Source organism: Streptomyces herbicida, assembly GCF_032656585.1.
Taxonomy (GTDB): domain Bacteria; phylum Actinomycetota; class Actinomycetes; order Streptomycetales; family Streptomycetaceae; genus Streptomyces; species Streptomyces herbicida.
Map to the genome: position 1 here is coordinate 178522 of NZ_JAUYWJ010000008.1, position 19827 is coordinate 198348.

Annotated in this window: 16 protein-coding genes and 1 tRNA gene; 12 read left to right on the top strand and 5 right to left on the bottom strand. The window is 69.5% G+C overall.

Going from position 1 to position 19827, the window contains the following annotated elements; translation table 11 throughout:
• Positions 1–154: 154 nt before the first annotated feature.
• The gene (locus Q8A52_RS18650; protein ID WP_316753575.1) at positions 155–1012 is read left to right on the top strand and encodes a DUF4184 family protein; all 858 of its coding nucleotides are present in this window, start codon (positions 155–157) and stop codon (positions 1010–1012) included.
• On the opposite strand, the gene Q8A52_RS18655 is transcribed toward Q8A52_RS18650, so the two are convergent.
• Both Q8A52_RS18655 and polA read right to left on the bottom strand, forming a co-directional pair.
• Complete coding sequence (locus tag Q8A52_RS18655) at positions 933–1340, bottom strand: hypothetical protein (protein WP_316753577.1); 408 nt, start codon at positions 1338–1340, stop codon at positions 933–935. The two genes, Q8A52_RS18650 and Q8A52_RS18655, sit on opposite strands and share 80 nt — an antisense overlap.
• A gap of 163 nt (positions 1341–1503) precedes the next feature.
• Positions 1504–4230, bottom strand: a complete 2727-nt coding sequence (gene polA / locus Q8A52_RS18660; protein ID WP_316753578.1) for a DNA polymerase I — start codon at positions 4228–4230, stop codon at positions 1504–1506.
• A 222-nt stretch (positions 4231–4452) separates the two neighbouring features.
• Between polA and Q8A52_RS18665 the strand changes: the two genes are divergently transcribed.
• The 9 genes from Q8A52_RS18665 (at position 4453) to Q8A52_RS18705 (ending at position 14420) form a co-directional block, all read left to right on the top strand.
• Positions 4453–6744, top strand: a complete 2292-nt coding sequence (locus Q8A52_RS18665) for an FdhF/YdeP family oxidoreductase (protein WP_316753580.1) — start codon at positions 4453–4455, stop codon at positions 6742–6744.
• 66 nt (positions 6745–6810) lie between these two features.
• Positions 6811–7302: a PaaI family thioesterase gene (locus Q8A52_RS18670; RefSeq protein ID WP_316753582.1), complete on the top strand. Its 492-nt coding sequence runs from the start codon at positions 6811–6813 to the stop codon at positions 7300–7302.
• Between the two features lie 64 nt (positions 7303–7366).
• A complete protein-coding gene (locus tag Q8A52_RS18675) occupies positions 7367–7786 on the top strand; it encodes a hypothetical protein (RefSeq protein ID WP_316753584.1) in 420 nt (139 codons plus the stop codon).
• Positions 7783–8400 carry a Tat pathway signal sequence domain protein gene (locus tag Q8A52_RS18680; protein ID WP_316753586.1) on the top strand — a complete coding sequence of 206 codons (618 nt, stop codon included), beginning with the start codon at positions 7783–7785 and terminating at the stop codon, positions 8398–8400. Before Q8A52_RS18675 ends, Q8A52_RS18680 begins: the two co-directional genes overlap by 4 nt.
• Before the next feature lie 289 nt (positions 8401–8689).
• Positions 8690–9925: a branched-chain amino acid ABC transporter substrate-binding protein gene (locus Q8A52_RS18685; RefSeq protein ID WP_316753588.1), complete on the top strand. Its 1236-nt coding sequence runs from the start codon at positions 8690–8692 to the stop codon at positions 9923–9925.
• A 106-nt stretch (positions 9926–10031) separates the two neighbouring features.
• Positions 10032–10964 (top strand): branched-chain amino acid ABC transporter permease, encoded by a 933-nt coding sequence (locus tag Q8A52_RS18690; protein WP_316753590.1) that lies wholly within the window; start codon positions 10032–10034, stop codon positions 10962–10964.
• Positions 10965–10969: 5 nt separating this feature from the next.
• Positions 10970–12790, top strand: coding sequence for a branched-chain amino acid ABC transporter permease (locus tag Q8A52_RS18695; RefSeq protein WP_316753592.1), 1821 nt, complete (start codon positions 10970–10972; stop codon positions 12788–12790).
• Between the two features lie 5 nt (positions 12791–12795).
• Positions 12796–13707: an ABC transporter ATP-binding protein gene (locus Q8A52_RS18700; RefSeq protein WP_316753594.1), complete on the top strand. Its 912-nt coding sequence runs from the start codon at positions 12796–12798 to the stop codon at positions 13705–13707.
• Positions 13704–14420, top strand: a complete 717-nt coding sequence (locus Q8A52_RS18705) for an ABC transporter ATP-binding protein (RefSeq protein WP_316753596.1) — start codon at positions 13704–13706, stop codon at positions 14418–14420. Before Q8A52_RS18700 ends, Q8A52_RS18705 begins: the two co-directional genes overlap by 4 nt.
• 65 nt (positions 14421–14485) lie before the next feature.
• Here the strand turns inward: Q8A52_RS18705 and Q8A52_RS18710 are convergent, their stop codons facing one another.
• Positions 14486–15139, bottom strand: a complete 654-nt coding sequence (locus Q8A52_RS18710) for an ANTAR domain-containing response regulator (protein ID WP_316753598.1) — start codon at positions 15137–15139, stop codon at positions 14486–14488.
• Between the two features lie 100 nt (positions 15140–15239).
• Between Q8A52_RS18710 and Q8A52_RS18715 the strand changes: the two genes are divergently transcribed.
• A tRNA-Leu gene (locus Q8A52_RS18715) sits at positions 15240–15314 on the top strand.
• A gap of 86 nt (positions 15315–15400) precedes the next feature.
• Here the strand turns inward: Q8A52_RS18715 and pyk are convergent.
• Positions 15401–16837, bottom strand: a complete 1437-nt coding sequence (pyk, locus tag Q8A52_RS18720; RefSeq protein WP_316753600.1) for a pyruvate kinase — start codon at positions 16835–16837, stop codon at positions 15401–15403.
• 289 nt (positions 16838–17126) lie between these two features.
• Positions 17127–17813 (bottom strand): SIMPL domain-containing protein, encoded by a 687-nt coding sequence (locus tag Q8A52_RS18725; RefSeq protein ID WP_316753602.1) that lies wholly within the window; start codon positions 17811–17813, stop codon positions 17127–17129.
• Positions 17814–17963: 150 nt separating this feature from the next.
• On the opposite strand from Q8A52_RS18725, the gene Q8A52_RS18730 reads away from it, so the two are divergent.
• Positions 17964–19769 (top strand): bifunctional metallophosphatase/5'-nucleotidase, encoded by a 1806-nt coding sequence (locus tag Q8A52_RS18730; RefSeq protein ID WP_316753604.1) that lies wholly within the window; start codon positions 17964–17966, stop codon positions 19767–19769.
• Positions 19770–19827 lie beyond the last annotated feature (58 nt).

Genomic DNA, 19827 nt, shown 5'->3' on the forward strand with positions numbered 1-19827 from the left:
GGTGACCCTACGACAACTTCCTTTGCGGAGGCACCCGGTGGCGTCCGGATTTCACCCACTGGCCATGTGCCGTTGTCGTGGGTTGCCATCACCCATACTTGACGGATGTGATCACCGGTCGGAGGCCGGCCGACAACCGCTCCAGGGGGACCAGTTGCCGTTCACTCTCAGCCATGCGGCCGCGGTCCTGCCCGCGGTGCGCGGGGATGGATCCGGCCGGGGGCGGCTCGTGCCCGCGGTGCTCGTCTCGGGCTCCTTCGCTCCCGACATGACCTATTACGCGGCGAGTGTCCTGTCGGGTGCGATGGAGTTCGGGGACGTCACGCACTCGTTCGCCGGTGTCTTCACCGTCGACGTGCTCATCGCCTGGGCGCTGGTGGGGCTGTGGCTGCTGGTGCGGGAGCCGCTGGTGGCGCTGGCGCCACGGGCCCGGCAGGGGCGGGTGGCGACGCTGCTGCGCTGCGGGGCGCCACGCGCGCGGGTGCGGCCCGCTTCGGTGGCGTGGTGGTACGTCTCCGCGGCGCTCGGTGCGCTGACGCACGTCGTGTGGGACGCGTTCACGCATCTCGACCGGTGGGGGATGCGGCTGTTCCCGGTCCTGGGCCGAGAGCTGGCGGGCGCACCGCTGTACTGGTACCTGCAGTACGGCGGTTCGGCGGTGGCCGCGGTCGTGATCGCGGTGTTCCTGACGTATGCGGTACGGCGGGCGCCCTCGGGTGAGCCGGTGGGGGTGCCGCTGTTGTCGGTACGGGACCGGTGCCGGGCCGGGGTCGTGATCGGCGGCTGCGCCGTGGCCGGGGCGGCGCAGCGGGTGGCGGGGTGGTGGGCGTACCGCGGCGGGGGCTCGGCCAGGCCCTGGGAGGTGGTGCCGACAGTGTGCTTCGGGGCGGGCGCCGGGCTGGTGCTGGGGCTGCTGGCGTACGCCGTCGGGGTCAGGGTGTGGCGCCCGGTCCCGGTTGCCGCCGTTCCCGGCGGGGAGCGTGCCGAGCCGAGCCGTCCGGTCGCTCGGTGAGGGGCGCGACGAAGACGGTCATCCTGCGGGGCCGGCGTGGCCTCGGGAGCAGAGTGAGAAGCAGCGCGAGGTAGCCGCGGGCGAGGTCGGCCCACTGGCGCCAGGCCAGTGCCCGGTCCGCCCTGGAGGCCCTGGTGGTGAGCCGGTGCCTGAAGGCTGCCGCGGCCTTGCGCACGGCTGTCCTCAGGTCGGTCTGGATGCGGGCGGTGCTTGCGTCGGCCGCGAAGGCCGGGATCCGCGAGGGCGGCATGGACGGGGGCGCGAAGGCGTCCGCCTGTGCCGTGGTCCGTGCCAGGGCCGTCCGGCGGTGGAGCATGCGTATACCCATGCCCGCATCCTCACCGCCGGGCAGGCCGGGGGCGCATTGACGGGGGCCACGTGAGTGACGGGCCCTGCGCGGCCCGGGCCGGGGTTGTGCGGGTGGACAGGGGGCGTCCACGAGGTGGGCGCCCCCTCCGCCGAGCCGGAGCCTGGGCCGAGGCTGCCGGAGGCTAGTGCGCGGCGGACTCCCAGTCCGGGCCCACACCCACCGACACGTCCAGGGGTGCCCTCAGGTGGACCGCGCCCGCCATTTCGCGGCGGACGATCTCCTCCGTGGCCGCGCGCTCGCCGGGGGCGATCTCCAGGACGATTTCGTCGTGGACCTGGAGGAGCATGCGGGACTTGAGGTCCGCCTCTCGCAGGGCCCGGTCGACATTGAGCATGGCGATCTTGACGATGTCCGCCGCCGTGCCCTGAATGGGCGCGTTGAGCGCCATCCGCTCGGCCGCCTCGCGACGCTGGCGGTTGTCGCTGTTGAGGTCGGGGAGGTAGCGCCGGCGCCCGAAGAGCGTCGCCGTGTAGCCGGTCGCCCGGGCCTCGTCGACCGCACGCCGCAGATAGTCCCGCACTCCGCCGAACCGCTCGAAGTACGTGTCCATCAGGGCGCGGGCCTCGGCCGCCTCGATGTTCAGCTGCTGGGAGAGGCCGAAGGCCGACAGACCGTACGCCAGGCCGTAGGACATGGCCTTGATCTTGCGGCGCATCTCCGCGTCGACGGCGGAGCGATCGACCGAGAAGACCTGGGAGGCGACCGTGTTGTGCAGGTCCTCCCCGGAGGTGAACGCCTCGATCAGGCCCTCGTCCTCGGAGAGATGGGCCATCACCCGCAGTTCGATCTGGCTGTAGTCCGCGGTCATGAGGGATTCGAAGCCTTCGCCGACCACGAAGCCGCGGCGGATCGCCCGGCCCTCGTCCGTGCGCACCGGGATGTTCTGCAGGTTCGGGTCGGTGGAGGACAGCCGGCCGGTCGCCGCCACCGTCTGGTTGAAGGTGGTGTGAATACGGCCGTCGGCGGCGACGGTCTTGATCAGGCCCTCGACCGTGACACGCAGCTTCGCCTGCTCACGGTGCCGGAGCATGATCACCGGCAGTTCGTTGTCGGTCTGGGTGGCGAGCCAGGCCAGGGCGTCGGCGTCGGTGGTGTAGCCGGTCTTGGTCTTCTTGGTCTTGGGCAGGGCGAGCTCGCCGAAGAGGACCTCCTGGAGCTGCTTGGGCGACCCCAGGTTGAACTCGTGCCCGGCCGCGGCGTGCGCCTCCTTCACGGCCTGCTGCACAGCGCCCGCGAACGTCTGTTCCATGGCCTCCAGGTGGGCCCGGTCGGCCGCGATGCCGTGCCGCTCCATGCGGGCGAGCAGGGCGGAGGTGGGCAGCTCCATGTCGCGCAGCAGGTCCGCGGCGCCGACCTCCTGGAGCTTGCCCTCGAAGGCCTCGCCCAGGTCGAGGATCGCGCGGGCCTGGATCATCAGGGCCTCGGCCTCGGCGCCGTCGTCCGCGCCGAACGCCAGCTGGCCGTCGGCCGCGGCGGCGGGGGCCAGCTCGCGGTGCAGGTACTCCAGGGAGAGCGCGTCCAGGTCGAAGGAGCGGCGGCCCGGCTTGACCAGGTAGGCGGCGAGCGCGGTGTCCATGGTGACGCCCGCGACGCTCCAGCCGTGCTCGGCGAGGACCCGCATGGCGCCCTTGGCGTTGTGGAAGACCTTGGGCTTCGCCGCGTCGGCCAGCCAGCTCGCGAACGCGTTCTCGTCGGCCTCGTCCAGCTCGGACGGGTCGAACCAGGCGGCCGGGCCGTCGGCCGCGGCGAGCGCGATCTCGGCGACCGAGCCGGTGCCCAGCGCCCACGCGTCGACCGTGGCGACTCCGAGGGGCTGCGTGCCGTGCCCGGCGAGCCACGGGGCCAGCTCGCCGGTGCCGAGCACGGCGCCGTCCAGTTCCACGCCGTCGGCCGCGACGGGGGTGGTCTCGGCCTCCTCGGCACCGGGGTCGACGGCGAAGAGACGCTCGCGCAGGGAGGGGTTCCTGATCTCCAGGGTGTCCAGGACCATCGCGACCGTCTTGCGGTCGTACGAGGCCCGGGCCAGGTCGGAGACCGCCTTGGGCAGATCCACCCCGCGCTCCAGCTCGGTGAGCCGGCGGTTGAGCTTCACCGCTTCCAGGTGGTCGCGGAGGTTCTGCCCGGCCTTGCCCTTGACCTCCTCGACGCGCTCCACCAGCTCGGCGAAGGATCCGAACTGGTTGATCCACTTCGCGGCCGTCTTCTCGCCGACGCCGGGGATGCCCGGGAGGTTGTCGGACGGGTCGCCACGCAGCGCCGCGAAGTCGGGGTACTGGGCGGGCGTCAAGCCGTACTTCTCGAAAACCTTCTCCGGGGTGAACCGGGTCAGCTCCGAGACGCCCTTCGTCGGGTACAGCACCGTCGTGTTCTCGGTGACCAGCTGGAAGGAGTCGCGGTCGCCGGTGACGATCAGCACCTCGAAGCCCTCGGCCTCGGCCTGGGTGGCGAGCGTGGCGATCACGTCGTCCGCCTCGTACCCCTCGACGGCGAAGCGCTCGGCGTGCATCGCGTCCAGGAGCTCGCCGATCAGCTCGACCTGACCCTTGAACTCGTCCGGGGTCTTGGAGCGGTTGGCCTTGTACTCGGTGAACTCCTCCGAGCGCCACGTCTTGCGGGATACGTCGAAGGCCACCGCGAAGTGCGTGGGCGCCTCGTCGCGGAGCGTGTTGGCCAGCATCGACGCGAAGCCGTAGATCGCGTTCGTCGGCTGGCCCGTCGCGGTCGTGAAGTTCTCCGCGGGCAGCGCGAAGAACGCGCGGTAGGCCAGGGAGTGCCCGTCCATGAGCATCAGCCGCGGGCGGGCGCCGCCGGGGGTGCTGTCGGTCTTCTTCGATGCTGTCTCTGCCACGCCCCCGATCCTGCCACGAGCCACTGACAGCCGGACCTCGCCCGTGCACGCCTCAGGCGGGCGGGCGGAGCCCACACCGCACATCGTTGCCCCTTCCGCAACCATTGCTTCATGCGCAACCATTGTCTCTGTCCTGCGCAAACCCCCGGCTGCCTTGCCTGTCGGAGGCGCATGCGAGGATCGGAGACCAGCTCACGGGTGCCGGTGAAGGAGAGCGCAGCCATGGCAACGAAGCCACCCAAGGGTGACCCGGTTCAGGACGCGCCGCAGGTCGCCGAGCCGAAGCGGGCCGCGGCCGGCCTCCCGGCGATCGGGCACACGCTGCGCATCGCCGTGCAGCAGATGGGCGTGAAGCGCACCATGCTGACGCTGCTGAGCGTCAACCAGAAGAACGGCTTCGACTGCCCGGGCTGCGCCTGGCCGGAGTCGGACCACCGGCACAAGGCGGAGTTCTGCGAGAACGGCGCGAAGGCGGTGGCCGAGGAGGCCACGCTGCGCCGGGTCACCCCCGAGTTCTTCGCCGCGCACTCCGTGGCGGCTCTGGCGACCCGCAGCGGCTACTGGCTGGGCCAGCAGGGCCGCCTCACTCACCCCATGTATCTCCCCGAAGGGGGCGAGCACTACGAGCCGGTCTCCTGGGAGCGCGCCTTCGACATCATCGCCGAGGAGATCGCCGGTCTCGCCTCCCCCGACGAGGCCGTCTTCTACACCTCGGGGCGTACGAGCAACGAGGCCGCGTTCCTCTATCAGCTGTTCGCGCGCGAGCTGGGCACGAACAACCTGCCGGACTGCTCGAACATGTGCCACGAGTCGTCCGGCTCGGCGCTGAACGAGACGATCGGCATCGGCAAGGGCAGCGTCCTGCTCGAGGACCTCCACGAGGCGGACCTGATCGTCGTCGCGGGGCAGAACCCCGGCACCAACCATCCGCGCATGCTCTCCGCCCTGGAGAAGGCCAAGGCCAACGGCGCGAAGATCATCAGTATCAACCCGCTGCCCGAGGCGGGCCTGGGGCGCTTCAAGAACCCGCAGACCCCGCACGGCATGCTCAAGGGCGCCGCGCTGACCGATCTCTTCCTGCAGATCCGCATCGGCGGCGACCAGGCCCTCTTCCGCCTCCTCAACAAGCTGGTCCTCGAGACGGACGGCGCGGTCGACGAGGACTTCGTCCGCGAACACACGCACGGATACGAGGAGTTCGCCGAGGCCGCCCGCGCCGCCGACTGGGACGAGACGCTCGCGGCGACCGGACTCACGCGCGCGGAGATCGACGAGGCACTGCAGATGGTGCTCGCCTCGCAGCGCACCATCGTCTGCTGGGCCATGGGCCTCACCCAGCACAAGCACTCGGTCCCGACCATCCGCGAGGTCGTCAACTTCCTTCTCCTGCGGGGCAACATCGGCCGCCCGGGTGCGGGTGTGTGCCCGGTGCGCGGTCACTCGAACGTGCAGGGTGACCGCACCATGGGCATCTTCGAGCGGCCCGCCCCGGCGTTCCTGGACGCCCTGGAGAAGGAGTTCGGCTTCGCGCCGCCGCGCGAGCACGGCTTCGACGTCGTACGGGCCATCCGTGCACTGCGCGACGGCGAGGCGAAGGTGTTCTTCGCGATGGGCGGCAACTTCGTCTCCGCGTCCCCCGACACGGAGGTCACCGAGGCGGCCATGCGGCGCGCGCGGCTGACCGTGCACGTGTCGACCAAGCTGAACCGCTCGCACGTGGTCACGGGCGCGCGTGCGCTGATCCTGCCCACCCTCGGCCGCACCGAGCGGGACCTGCAGGACTCCGGGGAGCAGTTCGTGACCGTCGAGGACTCCATGGGCATGGTGCATGCCTCGCACGGCCGCCTGGAGCCGGCCAGTCCCCGGCTGCTGTCCGAGCCGGCCATCGTCTGCCGCCTCGCGCGCCGGGTGCTCGGTGAGGACAGCGTGGTGCCATGGGAGGAGTTCGAGAAGGACTACGCGACGATCCGTGACCGCATCGCGCGGGTGATCCCCGGCTTCCAGGACTTCAACGCGCGCGTGAGCGGTTCCGCCGGGCGCCCTGGCGGCTTCGCGCTGCCGCACGCCCCGCGCGACGAGCGGCGTTTCCCGACAGCCACCGGCAAGGCGAACTTCACGGCGGCACCGGTCGAGTTCCCGAGGCTGCCCGAGGGCCGGCTGCTGCTCCAGACGCTGCGCTCGCACGACCAGTACAACACCACGATCTACGGTCTCGACGACCGTTACCGAGGCATCCGCAACGGCCGCCGGGTGGTACTGGTGAACCCCGAGGACGCGCGGGAGCTCAAGGTCGCGGACGGGTCGTACGTGGATCTGGTGAGCGAGTGGCGGGACGGCGTGGAGCGGCGGGCGCCCGGCTTCCGGGTCGTGCACTACCCGACGGCACGGGGATGCGCGGCGGCGTACTACCCCGAGACCAATGTGCTGGTGCCGCTGGACGCCACCGCGGACACCAGCAACACCCCGGCCAGCAAGTCCGTGGTGGTGCGTCTGGAACAATCGGCGACCGACTGAGCGTTTGCTCAGTCCAATGGAGCGACTGATCAGATCGGCTGATCACGACGAACGGAGCCGGGTCCCATGGGTGAGCAGCAGCAGGTGAAGTTCCCGCAGGAGGTCATCGACGAGTACGCCGCGCTCGGGGTCGACCTGCCGGCGCTGTTCTCCGCGGGGCACCTCGGCACGCGGATGGGCGTGCAGATCGTCGAGGCGTCGGCGGAGCGGGTCGTCGCCACCATGCCGGTGGAGGGGAACACCCAGCCGTACGGGCTGCTGCACGGCGGCGCCTCCGCCGTGCTGGCGGAGACCCTGGGCTCGGTGGGCGCGATGCTGCACGGCGGCAGCTCCAAGATCGCGGTCGGCGTGGACCTCAACTGCACCCATCACCGCGGGGCGCGCTCCGGGGTGGTCACCGGGGTTGCCACGCCCGTGCACCGGGGACGGTCGACGGCGACGTACGAGATCGTGATCAGCGACGAGCAGGAGCGCCGCGTGTGCACGGCCCGGCTGACCTGTCTGCTGCGGGACGTGAAGGCCGGCGACGAGGTCCACGCACAGACCCCTCAGGGCTGAGCCCGGCGCCGAAGCGGCCCGCCGCGCCGTTGCTCCCCGCCGTCCGCCCCTTTAGCGTCGGCACATGGAACGGCGAGGAGCCCCCCGGCCGGGGGCGACCACACTGGGGCTCGGGCTGGCGCTGCTGGCAGCCGTGTTGACGACCGGGTGCGCCGGGTCCGGGACCTCGGCCGACGCATCCGGTCGTCCCGGCGGCACTCCCCGCTCCGTCTCGGCGTCGGCGACCTCCGACGCCGAGCTGTGCGCCACGATCGTCGCGAACTGGTCGCGGAAGGTGCTCGACAGCGGCACCTACGGCGACTACCAGTCGATGGGCCTGTCCAACGGGCAGTACGAGATCCTGCGGAACGTCGTGGATGCCGCGCGGACCGCGAAACGGCGTCAAGGGGCCGAGGCCGCCGACGAATTGATCGGCCGTCAGGCGCGCGCGGCCTGCGCCGAGCGGTACCGCGGCGGAACCCCGAGCGGAGGTCCGTGGCGATGAGCGGCGTGGGCCCGGTCGAGCCGGGAGAGGGCACGCGCGCGTGGGACACCCACGAGGCGGAGGTCGTCCGGCCTCCCGGTCGCACGCGCGCGCGTCTGGCGCCGCTGTACGCCCGCCACCGCCGGGCCGCCCTGGCCCTCACCGCGGCGGCCGCCCTCCTCGCGGGCGGCGGCTACCTCTACGCGACCCGGCCGAAGCAACCACCTCCGCCCCAACCGCCGTACCCGGCACAGGTGGTGGAGATGGCCTTCCTCGACGGCCGGCCCACCCCGCCCGACGCCCCGCCCCGCAGTTTCAGCTTCGCGGTGTCCCTGACCGTCCTGTCCGGACCGCCGGTGACCGTGACCCGGGTCACCCAGCCGTACGCCGGGCTCTCGCTGACCGAGGCGCCGCGCGCCCCCTTCGGTACAAAGGCGGGCCACGCCCGCAAGATCACGATAACCATGCATGTGACCGAATGCGGAAAGGTTCCGAAGGACGCCGGACTGCCTTTCCTGGAAGTAACTCTACGTAATACGCGGGCAATACAGGTCCAGAGTTTCATCCTCGGGTCCCGGTACGCCCAGCACCTGTCAGAGGCACTTCAGGTCGCCTGCGGCAACAATTCCAGGTAATCACCAAAACCCCTGAGACACCTGAACAGATGGGGGTGAGTCCTGCGGGTTCTCACAATGCGGACGGGGCGAATCGGCCTGAATTCCGCTGTTCCCCCCACCGTGTACCGCTGTGCGTTACCTCGTGTCATAACAAGAGCGTCACAGCATTCGTCAGACCCTCCTCGACCTTCCCCACCCGCGCTTAGAGTCACCGCCAGTCACCACGCCGTCGGATTTCCAGGTTCGACTCTGCGGGCGACTCGACCGCCTCCACGGGGATGCGGTTGTGCCAGGGAAAGGACTGACCGTGCGTCAACGTTCGCTCATCGCCATCACCGCCGCGCTGGCAGCGGGAGCACTCACCCTCACCGCCTGCGGCTCGCGCGACAGCGGCGACAAGGGCTCGGACTCCGGCAACGGTGGCACCACCGTCGTCATCGGCGTCGACGCCCCGCTGACCGGCGACCTGTCCGCGCTCGGCCTGGGCATCAAGAACTCGGTGGACCTCGCGGCCAAACAGGCCAACAAGAAGAACTACGTCAAGGGCGTGACCTTCAAGGTCGAGGCCCTCGACGACCAGGCCCAGCCCTCCTCGGGTCAGACGAACGCCACCAAGTTCGTCGGCGAGAAGGACGTCCTCGGTGTGGTCGGTCCGCTGAACTCCTCCGTCGCCCAGTCGATGCAGAAGGTCTTCGACGACGCCAAGCTCGTCGAGGTATCGCCGGCCAACACCAACCCGGCCCTGACCCAGGGCGACAACTGGCAGAAGTCCAAGTCGCGGCCGTACAAGTCGTACTTCCGCACCGCGACCACGGACGCCATTCAGGGCCCGTTCGCCGCCCAGTACGTCTTCAACAAGGCCAAGAAGAAGAAGGTCTTCGTCATCGACGACAAGAAGACCTACGGCGCCGGCCTCGCCGCCACATTCACCGCAGAGTTCAAGAAGCTCGGCGGCAAGGTGGCCGGCACCGAGCACATCAACCCCGACACCAAGGACTTCTCCGCGGTCGCCACCAAGGTGAAGAACTCCGGGGCCGACGTGGTCTACTACGGCGGCGAGTACCCGCAGGCCGGTCCGCTCAGCAAGCAGATCAAGGCCGCCGGTGCCAAGATCCCGCTGGTCGGCGGTGACGGCATCTACGCCGACGACTTCATCAAGCTGGCGGGCGCCTCCGGCACCGGCGACCTCGCCACCTCGGTCGGCGCACCGGTCGAGACCCTGGCCTCGGCCAAGGAGTTCGTCGCCAACTACAAGGCCGGCGGCTACACCGAGGCGTACGGCGCCTACGGCGGTTACTCGTACGACTCCGCCTGGGCGATCATCGAGGCCGTGAAGAAGGCCGTCGACGACAACGGCGGCAAGCTGCCGTCCGACGCCCGCGCGAAGATCACCGCCGCGGTGCAGAACGTCTCCTTCGACGGTGTGACCGGCAAGGTCTCCTTCGACGAGTACGGTGACGCGACCAACAAGCAGCTCACCGTGTACTCCGTCGAGGGCGGGGCCTGGAAGGCCGTGGAGTCCGGCACCTACAACGGCAGCTGACCCACACCCGCACCATCGAGCCGCGCGGGGCGCTGTTCCACTGGCGCCCCGCGCGGACACGCATCCGGCACATCCGTCGAACATCCGAAGTCTCGGAGGACATGCGGTGAACGAACTGCCGCAGCAGCTGGTCAACGGCCTGCTACTTGGATCCATGTACGGGCTGGTCGCCATCGGCTACACGATGGTCTATGGCATTGTCCAGCTCATCAACTTCGCCCACGGCGAGATATTCATGACCGGCGCCTTCGGCGCGCTCACGGTCTACGTGTACATCCTTCCCGACGGCACCAACATGTGGGTGGCCCTGCCGCTGATGCTCGTCGGCGCCATCCTGGTCGCTGTCACGATCGCCGTCGGAGCGGAACGGTTCGCCTACCGCCCCCTGCGCAGCGCCCCCCGCCTCGCCCCCCTGATCACCGCGATCGGCCTCTCCCTGGCCCTGCAGCAGGCGGTGTGGGCGTGGTACCCCGAGGCGAAGTCCGCCCGCACCTTCCCCAGCCTGCCGGGCGGCCCCTTCGACATCGGCAGCGTCACCATCCAGAGCGGTGACATCTTCCTGCTCATCGCCGCCCCGATCAGCATGGCGTTCCTGGCCTACTTCGTGATGCGCACCCGCACCGGGCGCGGTATGCAGGCCACCGCGCAGGACCCGGACACCGCGAAGCTGATGGGCATCAACACCGACCGCATCATCGTGGTCGCGTTCGCCCTCGGTGCCACCTTCGCCGCCGTCGGATCCGTCGCCTACGGCTTCAAGTACGGCCAGATCGACTTCCGCATGGGCTTCATCCTCGGTCTGAAGGCCTTCACCGCGGCCGTCCTCGGCGGCATCGGCAACATCTACGGCGCCATGCTCGGCGGCATCGTCCTCGGCATCGCCGAGGCCCTGTCCACCGCCTACATCGGGGACATCCCCGGCATGGACAAGTTCGGCAGCCAGTCCTGGGCAGACGTCTGGGCGTTCGTACTCCTCATCCTCGTGCTGCTGTTCAGGCCCCAAGGTCTGCTCGGCGAGCGCGTCGCGGACAGGGCGTGACACCGATGACCACACAGACCGCAGCAGAAACCCCGAGCGCCCCCGCGGCCGCTCAGTCCGGACTCATCGGCCTCCCGGCCTCCCTCGGGCGGGCCCTCGCCACCGGTGGCGGCGCCCTGGCGATCGTCTCCACGTTCCTCGCCTGGACCTGGACCTCGGAGTTCCCCGGTGACCTCACCGTCTACGGCTACCCGGGCGGCCTTCAGGTCCTCGTCCTCATCGGCGGCATCCTCACCACCCTGTTCGGCCTCGCCTCGTACGGCGTCAAGGGCCTCGGCTGGCTGACACCCGGGAGCGCCGACGCCGCCCTGAAGGTGTCCGCTCTCGGCACCTTCGCCACCGCCTGGTACACCGTCATCGCCATCAGCGCCAAGCTGGGCGGCGTGGTGAACCTGGAGCCCGGCGGCTTCGTCGTCGCCATTGCCACGCTGGCCGCCCTGCTCGGCGCGCTGGCCCTGCCGTTCGAGCGTCCGGCCCCCGAGCCGTCCGACCCGGACGACACCGGCATGGAGGCGTTCCGCCACAAGTCCCGCGAGAACTGGAACGTCTTCAAGGCGGCCTTCGCCTCCGAGACCCCGGCCCCGGCCCGCAACCTGCCCGCCTACGCCGAGATCCTCGTCATCGTGGCGGCCATGGCCGTCGGTCTGACCGTCTTCACCTACGGCATCGGCACCGAGTACGACCAGCTGTTCATCGGCTTCCTCATCACCGCCGGTTTCAGCTTCTCCGCCCTCGCCAAGGCCGGGCTCGTGGCCCGGGTCTCGGCGATCACCGCACGGCACCGCACGGTGACCATGGCCGGCGCCTTCGCCGCCGCTGCCGCCTTCCCGTTCACCCAGTCCGACGACCAGTACGCGACGATCGGCGTCTACATCCTGATCTTCGCCACCGTCGCGCTCGGCCTGAACATCGTCGTCGGCCTCGCCGGCCTCCTCGACCTCGGTTACGTCGCCTTCCTCGGTGTCGGCGCCTACACCGCGGCCCTGGTCTCCGGATCGCCGTCCTCGCCGCTGCACGTGAACTGGCCGTTCTGGGCCTCGGCACTGTGCGGCGCGGCCGTCGCCATGGTCTTCGGTGTGCTGATCGGCGCCCCGACCCTGCGTCTGCGCGGCGACTACCTCGCCATCGTGACCCTCGGCTTCGGTGAGATCTTCCGCATCACCGTCCTCAACATGGACGGCACCTCGGGTCCGGACGTCACCAACGGCTCCAACGGCATCTCCTCGATCCCGAACCTGAACATCCTCGGCTTCGACTTCGGCCAGGAGCACACCGTCCTCGGGACCACCGTCGGCCGGTTCGCGAACTACTTCCTGCTGATGCTGCTCATCACGCTCATCGTGGTCGTGGTGTTCCGGCGCAGCAGCGACTCCCGCATCGGCCGCGCCTGGATCGCCATCCGCGAGGACGAGACCGCGGCGCTCGCCATGGGCATCAACGGCTTCCGGGTCAAGCTCATCGCCTTCGCCCTGGGTGCCTGCCTGGCGGGCCTCGCCGGCTCCGTCCAGGCCCACGTCACCTACACGGTGACCCCGGAGCAGTACCAGTTCGCCCACGTCGTCCCGCCGAACTCGGCCTTCCTGCTGGCCGCGGTCGTCCTCGGCGGCATGGGCACGATCGCCGGACCGCTGGTCGGCGCGGCTCTGCTGTACCTGATCCCCGCCAAGCTCCAGTTCCTGGGCGACTACCAGCTCTTCGCCTTCGGCGTCACGCTCATGGTGCTCATGCGCTTCCGTCCGGAAGGCCTCATCCCGAACCGGCGCCGCCAGCTCGAATTCCACGAAGAGGCCGAAGCGCCCGCCGTCCTCACCAAGGCAGGGGCCTGACCACGATGACTACCGACACCACCACCAAGGACGCCGCACCCGGCGCCCCCACCCCCGGCGAGGTCGTGCTCGACGCCCGTGGCGTCACGATGCGCTTCGGTGGCCTGACGGCCGTGCGCAATGTCGACTTCACCGTCAACAGCGGCGAGATCGTCGGCCTGATCGGCCCCAACGGCGCCGGCAAGACGACCTTCTTCAACTGCCTCACCGGCCTGTACATCCCCACCGAGGGCGAGGTCCGCTACAAGGGCAACGTCCTGCCGCCGAAGTCCTTCAAGGTCACCGCGGCCGGCATCGCCCGTACCTTCCAGAACATCCGTCTGTTCGCCAACATGACGGTCCTGGAGAACGTCCTCGTCGGCCGCCACACCCGCACCAAGGAGGGCCTCTGGTCCGCCCTGCTGCGCGGCCCCGGCTTCCACAAGGCCGAGGCGGCCTCCCGCGCACGCGCCATGGAGCTCCTGGAGTTCGTGGGCCTGGAGAAGAAGGCCGAGCACCTGGCCCGCAACCTGCCCTACGGCGAGCAGCGCAAACTGGAGATCGCCCGGGCGCTGGCGAGCGAGCCCGGTCTGCTGCTCCTCGACGAGCCGACCGCGGGCATGAACCCGCAGGAGACCCGGGCCACCGAGGAACTGGTCTTCGCGATCCGTGACAGGGGCATCGCCGTCCTCGTCATCGAGCACGACATGCGCTTCATCTTCAACCTCTGCGACCGCGTCGCCGTCCTGGTGCAGGGCGAGAAGCTCGTCGAGGGCGACAGCGCGACCGTGCAGGGCGACGAGCGGGTCGTCGCCGCGTACCTCGGCGAACCCTTCGAGAATGCTCCCGGCGACGAGGAGGTGGCCGAGGTCGAGGCCGCCGAGGCGCACGCCGAGACCACGACGGACGCCGCGCCCGGCAAGGAGAACGACCGATGACCGCACTGCTCGAAGTCGAGGACCTCCGGGTCGCCTACGGCAAGATCGAGGCCGTCAAAGGCATCTCGTTCAAGGTCGAGGCCGGCGAGGTCGTCACCCTGATCGGCACCAACGGCGCCGGCAAGACCACGACCCTGCGCACCCTCTCCGGCCTGCTCAAGCCGGTCGGCGGGCAGATCAGGTTCAACGGCAAGTCGCTGAAGAAGATCCCGGCCCATCAGGTGGTCTCGCTGGGGCTCGCCCACTCCCCCGAGGGGCGGCACATCTTCCCCCGTATGACCATCGAGGACAATCTGCGCCTCGGTGCGTTCCTGCGGAGCGACAAGCCGGGCATCGAGAAGGACATCCAGCGCGCCTACGACCTCTTCCCCATCCTCGGGGAGCGCAGGAAGCAGGCGGCCGGCACCCTCTCGGGCGGTGAGCAGCAGATGCTGGCGATGGGCCGGGCCCTGATGTCCCAGCCGAAGCTGCTGATGCTCGACGAGCCGTCCATGGGACTCTCCCCGATCATGATGCAGAAGATCATGGCGACCATCGCGGAGCTGAAGTCCCAGGGAACAACGATTCTGCTGGTCGAGCAGAACGCCCAGGCCGCCCTGTCGCTGGCCGACCACGGCCACGTCATGGAGGTCGGCAACATCGTCCTGTCGGGCTCCGGCCAGGACCTGCTGCACGACGAGTCCGTGCGCAAGGCCTACCTCGGCGAGGACTGATCGCGCATACGACGAGGCCCGCGCCCCCTCTCCGGGCGCGGGCCTCGTCGTGCGTTCCGGGCGGCTCAGCCCTTGGCGGACTTCTTCTCCTCGCTGTCCGCGATGACGGCCTCGGCGACCTGCTGCATGGACATCCGGCGGTCCATGGAGGTCTTCTGGATCCACCGGAAGGCGGCCGGCTCGGTCAGGCCGTACTCGGTCTGGAGGACGGACTTCGCCCGGTCGACGAGCTTGCGGGTCTCCAGCCGCTGGCTGAGGTCGGCGACCTCCTGCTCCAGCTGCTTCAGCTCGGTGAAGCGGGAGACCGCCATCTCGATGGCCGGCACGACATCGCTCTTGCTGAACGGCTTCACCAGGTAGGCCATGGCGCCGGCGTCACGGGCCCGCTCGACCAGGTCGCGCTGCGAGAAGGCGGTGAGCATGAGGACGGGCGCGATGGACTCCTCGGCGATCTTCTCCGCCGCCGAGATGCCGTCCAGCTTGGGCATCTTCACATCGAGGATGACCAGGTCCGGCCGGTGCTCGCGGGCGAGCTCCACGGCCTGCTCGCCGTCACCGGCCTCGCCGACGACGGTGTACCCCTCCTCCTCCAGCATCTCTTTGAGGTCGAGCCGGATCAGGGCCTCGTCCTCGGCGATGACGACTCGGGTCGTCAGCGGAGGCACGTGCGACTTGTCGTCGTCGGGCGCGTCTACGGGCTGGGGCGACTCGGCGGTCACGGGGGCTCCTCGTTCAGGGCAGGGGTACTGCTGACAAGAGCCTACCTAGCTACGGTATGGTGGACGCGCGGAGGGTCAGGGGAAACCTTGGAATCTGCGAGCCCCGGTAGCCCAATTGGCAGCAGGCAACGGATTCAAAACCCGTACAGTGTCGGTTCGAGTCCGACCCGGGGCACTTTTTCCTTGGATTCCAAGGTCACTGTTCCAGGTCATGACTTTGCGGGGCCCCTCCTCCGGGAGGGGCCCTTCGCCGTCATCCGGTCACCTGGGGCTGTCGTCCTCGCCGATGTGATGGACGCGGACCATGTTGGTCGAGCCGGAGACACCGGGCGGGGAGCCGGCCGTGATGACCACGATGTCTCCCTTCTGGCAACGGCCGTATTTCAGGAGCAGTTCGTCCACCTGGTCGACCATGGCGTCCGTCGAGCCGACGTGCGGGCCGAGGAAGGTCTCGACGCCCCAGGTGAGGCTGAGCTGCGAGCGGGTGGCCTGCTCCGGGGTGAAGGCCAGCAGCGGAATGGGCGAGCGGTAGCGGGAGAGGCGGCGGACCGTGTCGCCGGACTCGGTGAAGGCGACCAGGAACTTCGCACTGAGGAAGTCGCCCATCTCGGCCGCGGCCCGGGCGACCGCGCCGCCCTGGGTACGGGGCTTGTTCCGCTCGGTCAGCGGCGGGAGGCCCCTGGCCAGGATGTCCTCCTCGGCCGCCTCGACGATACGGGCCATGGTGCGCACCGTCCCGATGGCGTACTTGCCGACGCTGGTCTCGCCGGACAGCATCACCGCGTCCGTGCCGTCGATGACCGCGTTGGCGACATCGGAGGCCTCCGCGCGGGTCGGGCGCGCGTTGTCGATCATGGAGTCGAGCATCTGCGTCGCCACGATGACCGGCTTGGCGTTGCGCTTGGCCAGCTTGATGGCCCGCTTCTGGACGATCGGGACCTGCTCCAGAGGCATCTCCACGCCCAGATCGCCGCGGGCCACCATCAGGCCGTCGAAGGCGGCGACGATGTCGTCGATCGCCTCGACCGCCTGCGGCTTCTCCACCTTGGCGATCACCGGGAGGCGGCGGCCCTCCTCGTCCATGATGCGGTGGACGTCCTCGACGTCCTTGCCGCTGCGGACGAAGGACAGCGCGATGACGTCGAAGCCGGTGCGCAGCGCCCAGCGGAGGTCGGCCTCGTCCTTCTCGGAGAGTGCTGGGACGGAGACGGCGACGCCGGGCAGGTTCAGGCCCTTGTGGTCGGAGACCATGCCGCCCTCGACCACGACGGTGTGCACGCGCGGGCCGTCGACGGAGGTGACCTCGAGGCAGACCTTGCCGTCGTCGACGAGGACGCGCTCACCCGGAGTGACGTCGGCGGCGAGACCGGAGTAGGTGGTGCCGCACTGGTTGCGGTCACCCTCGGCACCCGGTTCCACCGTGATGGTGAAGGAGTCGCCGCGTTCAAGGAGTACGGGTCCTTCGGCGAATCGGCCGAGCCGGATCTTCGGACCCTGAAGGTCGGCGAGGACCCCGACACTGCGGCCGGACTCGTCGGCCGCCTTTCGCACGCGCTGGTAACGCTCCTCGTGCTCGGCGTAGCTGCCGTGGCTGAGATTGAATCGGGCGACGTCCATTCCGGCCTCGACCAGTGCCTTGATCTGGTCGTACGAGTCGGTGGCGGGCCCCAGAGTACAAACGATCTTTGCTCGGCGCATGAATCGAGCCTAGGCCTTACCCGTGGGTAGAGAATTCGTCGGGGGTGACTACTCAACAACCTTTACGTGAAGCCCTATTGACAAGTGTTGAATTGTGCGCACCGGCGCTCCGATGAGCATATGGAGCACCGACCGGAACCGGGGTTCCGTCACACACGGCCGTGGCGAATCAGCAGACGGTCACCGGGAGTGGCATTTCCGAGCAGAGGCGTTCCGCTCCCCCGAAAGGCCCGCATGATCGCAACGGCCCATTCCGAATCCGGAACGTGGCCTCGCAGTGCCCCTGGGCTCACAGTCGCGGCGGAGCCATCGTGAAGCGGGCGTTGACCTGGGCGTGGACGTGCTGGCGCTGGGGTTCGAGGTCCAGGGGGGCCGCCGCGTCCTCCGCCGCCGCGGCGAAGGCCATGGAGCGGGCTCGGCCGGGGGGCTGGGGGGCGTAGGGCTCCGCTTTCTCCGCGCCGATGTCGGCCAGTTCCACCAGCGCGGCCAGTGTGGTGCCGAGCGCCTCCGCGTACTCGCGGGCGCGCTGGACCGCCTCGCGCACCGCCTGCTGGCGGGCCTGACGGTGCACCGGTGAGTCGGGGCGCAGGGTCCACCAGGGGCCGTCGACCCGGGTCAGCTCCAAGTCGGCCAGGCGCGTGGTGAGTTCGCCGAGGGCGGTGAAGTCGGAGAGCTCCGCGGTGACGTGGACGCGGCCGTGGTAGGTGCGGACGCGCTCGCTCCGGCCGTGCGCGGACAGTTCCGGGGTGATGGAGAAGAAGCCGGTCTCCAGGCGTTCCACGGCCTCGCCGTAGGACTTCACGAGGTCGAGGACGGCGGCGTTGCGGCGGGTGAGGTCGTCCAGGGCCGAACGCCGGTCCCGCCCGCGCGCGTTGACGGTGACTCCGATGCGGGCGACCTCGGGGTCGACTTCGAGATGGGCCTCGCCGCGGACGGCGATGCGAGGGGCGTCGGCGGTGCCGTACGGAGCGGTCATACGCCCCACTCTGTCATGTCTTACCTGTTTGGTGGCAACGGAGTTCACCGATGAGGTCACCAGATCGCAACCTCCCGGACCTGTTGCCGTCAGTCATGCTCAGGTCAGAATCTACGCGCGTTGTTGACCGTTCCCCTAGGAGACCAAGACATGCCGTTGAACCGTCGGAAGTTCCTGAAGAAGTCCGCCGTGACCGGAGCGGGGGTCGCGATCGCCGGTGCCGCGGCGGCTCCGGCCGCGCAGGCTGCGGAGACCGGGGCGGCGGCGAGGCCGGCGAAGCGCTACTCCCTGACCGTCATGGGCACCACCGACCTGCACGGCCACGTCTTCAACTGGGACTACTTCAAGAACGCGGAGTACACCGACAAGGCGGGCAACGCGCAGGGCCTGGCCCGTATCTCCACCCTGGTGAACCAGATCCGCGCGGAGAAGGGCCACTGCAACACGCTGCTGCTGGACGCGGGCGACACGATCCAGGGCACCCCGCTGACGTACTACTACGCCAAGGTCGACCCGATCACCGCCAAGGGCGGCCCGGTGCACCCGATGGCGCAGGCGATGAACGCCATCGGCTACGACGCGGCGGCGCTCGGCAACCACGAGTTCAACTACGGCATCGAGACGCTGCGCAAGTTCGAGGACCAGTGCCACTTCCCGCTGCTCGGCGCCAACGCCGTGGACGCGAAGACGCTGAGGCCCGCCTTCCCTCCCTACTTCATCAAGAAGTTCCACGTGCCCGGCGCCCGGCCGGTGAAGGTCGCCGTCCTCGGTCTGACCAACCCGGGCATCGCGATCTGGGACAAGGCCTACGTCCAGGGCAAGCTGGCCTTCCCGGGCCTGGAGGAGCAGGCCGCGAAGTGGGTGCCGAAGCTGCGGGCGATGGGCGCGGACGTGGTCGTCGTGTCGGCGCACTCCGGCTCGTCGGGCACCTCGTCGTACGGTGACCAGCTGCCGTACATCGAGAACTCGGCCGCGCTGGTCGCCCAGCAGGTGCCCGGCATCGACGCGATCCTCGTCGGCCATGCGCACGTGGAGATCCCGGAGCTGAAGGTCACCAACGCCAAGACCGGCAGGACGGTCGTGCTGTCGGAGCCGCTGGCGTACGCGGAGCGCCTGTCCGTCTTCGACATCGAGCTGGTCTTCGGAAAGGGCAGGTGGACCGTCGAGTCCGTCTCCTCGAAGGTACTCAACTCCAACACGGTCGCCGACGACCCGAAGATCACCAAGCTGCTGACCGACGAGCACGCGAAGGTCGTCGAGTACGTCAACCAGGTCGTCGGGACCGCGACCGAGACCCTGACCACGGTCGACGCCCGCTACAAGGACGCCCCGATCATCGACCTGATCACCAAGGTCCAGGAGGACGTGGTGAAGGCGGCGTTGGCGGGCACCGAGTACGCCTCGCTGCCGGTGGTCTCGCAGGCCTCGCCGTTCTCCCGCACCTCGGAGATCCCGGCCGGCAAGGTGACGATCCGGGACCTGTCGAGCCTGTACGTGTACGACAACACGCTGGTCGCCAAGCTGCTGACGGGCGCGCAGATCAGGGCATACCTGGAGTACTCAGCCGAGTACTTCGTCCAGACGGCGACCGACGCCGCCGTCGACGTCGAGAAACTGACGAACGCCAACAACCGCCCGGACTACAACTACGACTACGTGTCGGGCTTCCAGTACGAGATCGACATCGCCCAGTCGGCCGGTTCGCGGATCAAGAACCTCACCTACAACGGTGCCGCCCTGGACGACGCCCAGCAGTTCGTGTTCGCGGTGAACAACTACCGCGCGAACGGCGGCGGCGCGTTCCCGCACGTCGCCTCGGCCAAGGAGCTGTGGTCGGAGTCGACCGAGATCCGGACCCGGATCTCGGAGTGGGTGACCGCGAAGGGTGTTCTGGACCCGAAGGACTTCGCGTCGGTGGACTGGAAGCTCACCCGCAACGGAACCCCGGTGTTCTAGAGGTCCGGCAGGGCCGGTTCGGCGGCGTCGGCGGTCATCTCCGGCCCCGACGCCGCTG

Coding starts and splice junctions, on each gene's coding strand:
- Q8A52_RS18725 (WP_316753602.1), bottom strand. CDS start 17,813: ATGACCGCTCCGTACGGCACCGCCGACGCCCCTCGCATCGCCGTCCGC.
- Q8A52_RS18730 (WP_316753604.1), top strand. CDS start 17,964: ATGCCGTTGAACCGTCGGAAGTTCCTGAAGAAGTCCGCCGTGACCGGA.
- Q8A52_RS18665 (WP_316753580.1), top strand. CDS start 4,453: ATGGCAACGAAGCCACCCAAGGGTGACCCGGTTCAGGACGCGCCGCAG.
- Q8A52_RS18680 (WP_316753586.1), top strand. CDS start 7,783: ATGAGCGGCGTGGGCCCGGTCGAGCCGGGAGAGGGCACGCGCGCGTGG.
- Q8A52_RS18675 (WP_316753584.1), top strand. CDS start 7,367: ATGGAACGGCGAGGAGCCCCCCGGCCGGGGGCGACCACACTGGGGCTC.
- Q8A52_RS18700 (WP_316753594.1), top strand. CDS start 12,796: ATGACTACCGACACCACCACCAAGGACGCCGCACCCGGCGCCCCCACC.
- Q8A52_RS18655 (WP_316753577.1), bottom strand. CDS start 1,340: ATGGGTATACGCATGCTCCACCGCCGGACGGCCCTGGCACGGACCACG.
- Q8A52_RS18705 (WP_316753596.1), top strand. CDS start 13,704: ATGACCGCACTGCTCGAAGTCGAGGACCTCCGGGTCGCCTACGGCAAG.
- Q8A52_RS18670 (WP_316753582.1), top strand. CDS start 6,811: ATGGGTGAGCAGCAGCAGGTGAAGTTCCCGCAGGAGGTCATCGACGAG.
- Q8A52_RS18695 (WP_316753592.1), top strand. CDS start 10,970: ATGACCACACAGACCGCAGCAGAAACCCCGAGCGCCCCCGCGGCCGCT.
- pyk (WP_316753600.1), bottom strand. CDS start 16,837: ATGCGCCGAGCAAAGATCGTTTGTACTCTGGGGCCCGCCACCGACTCG.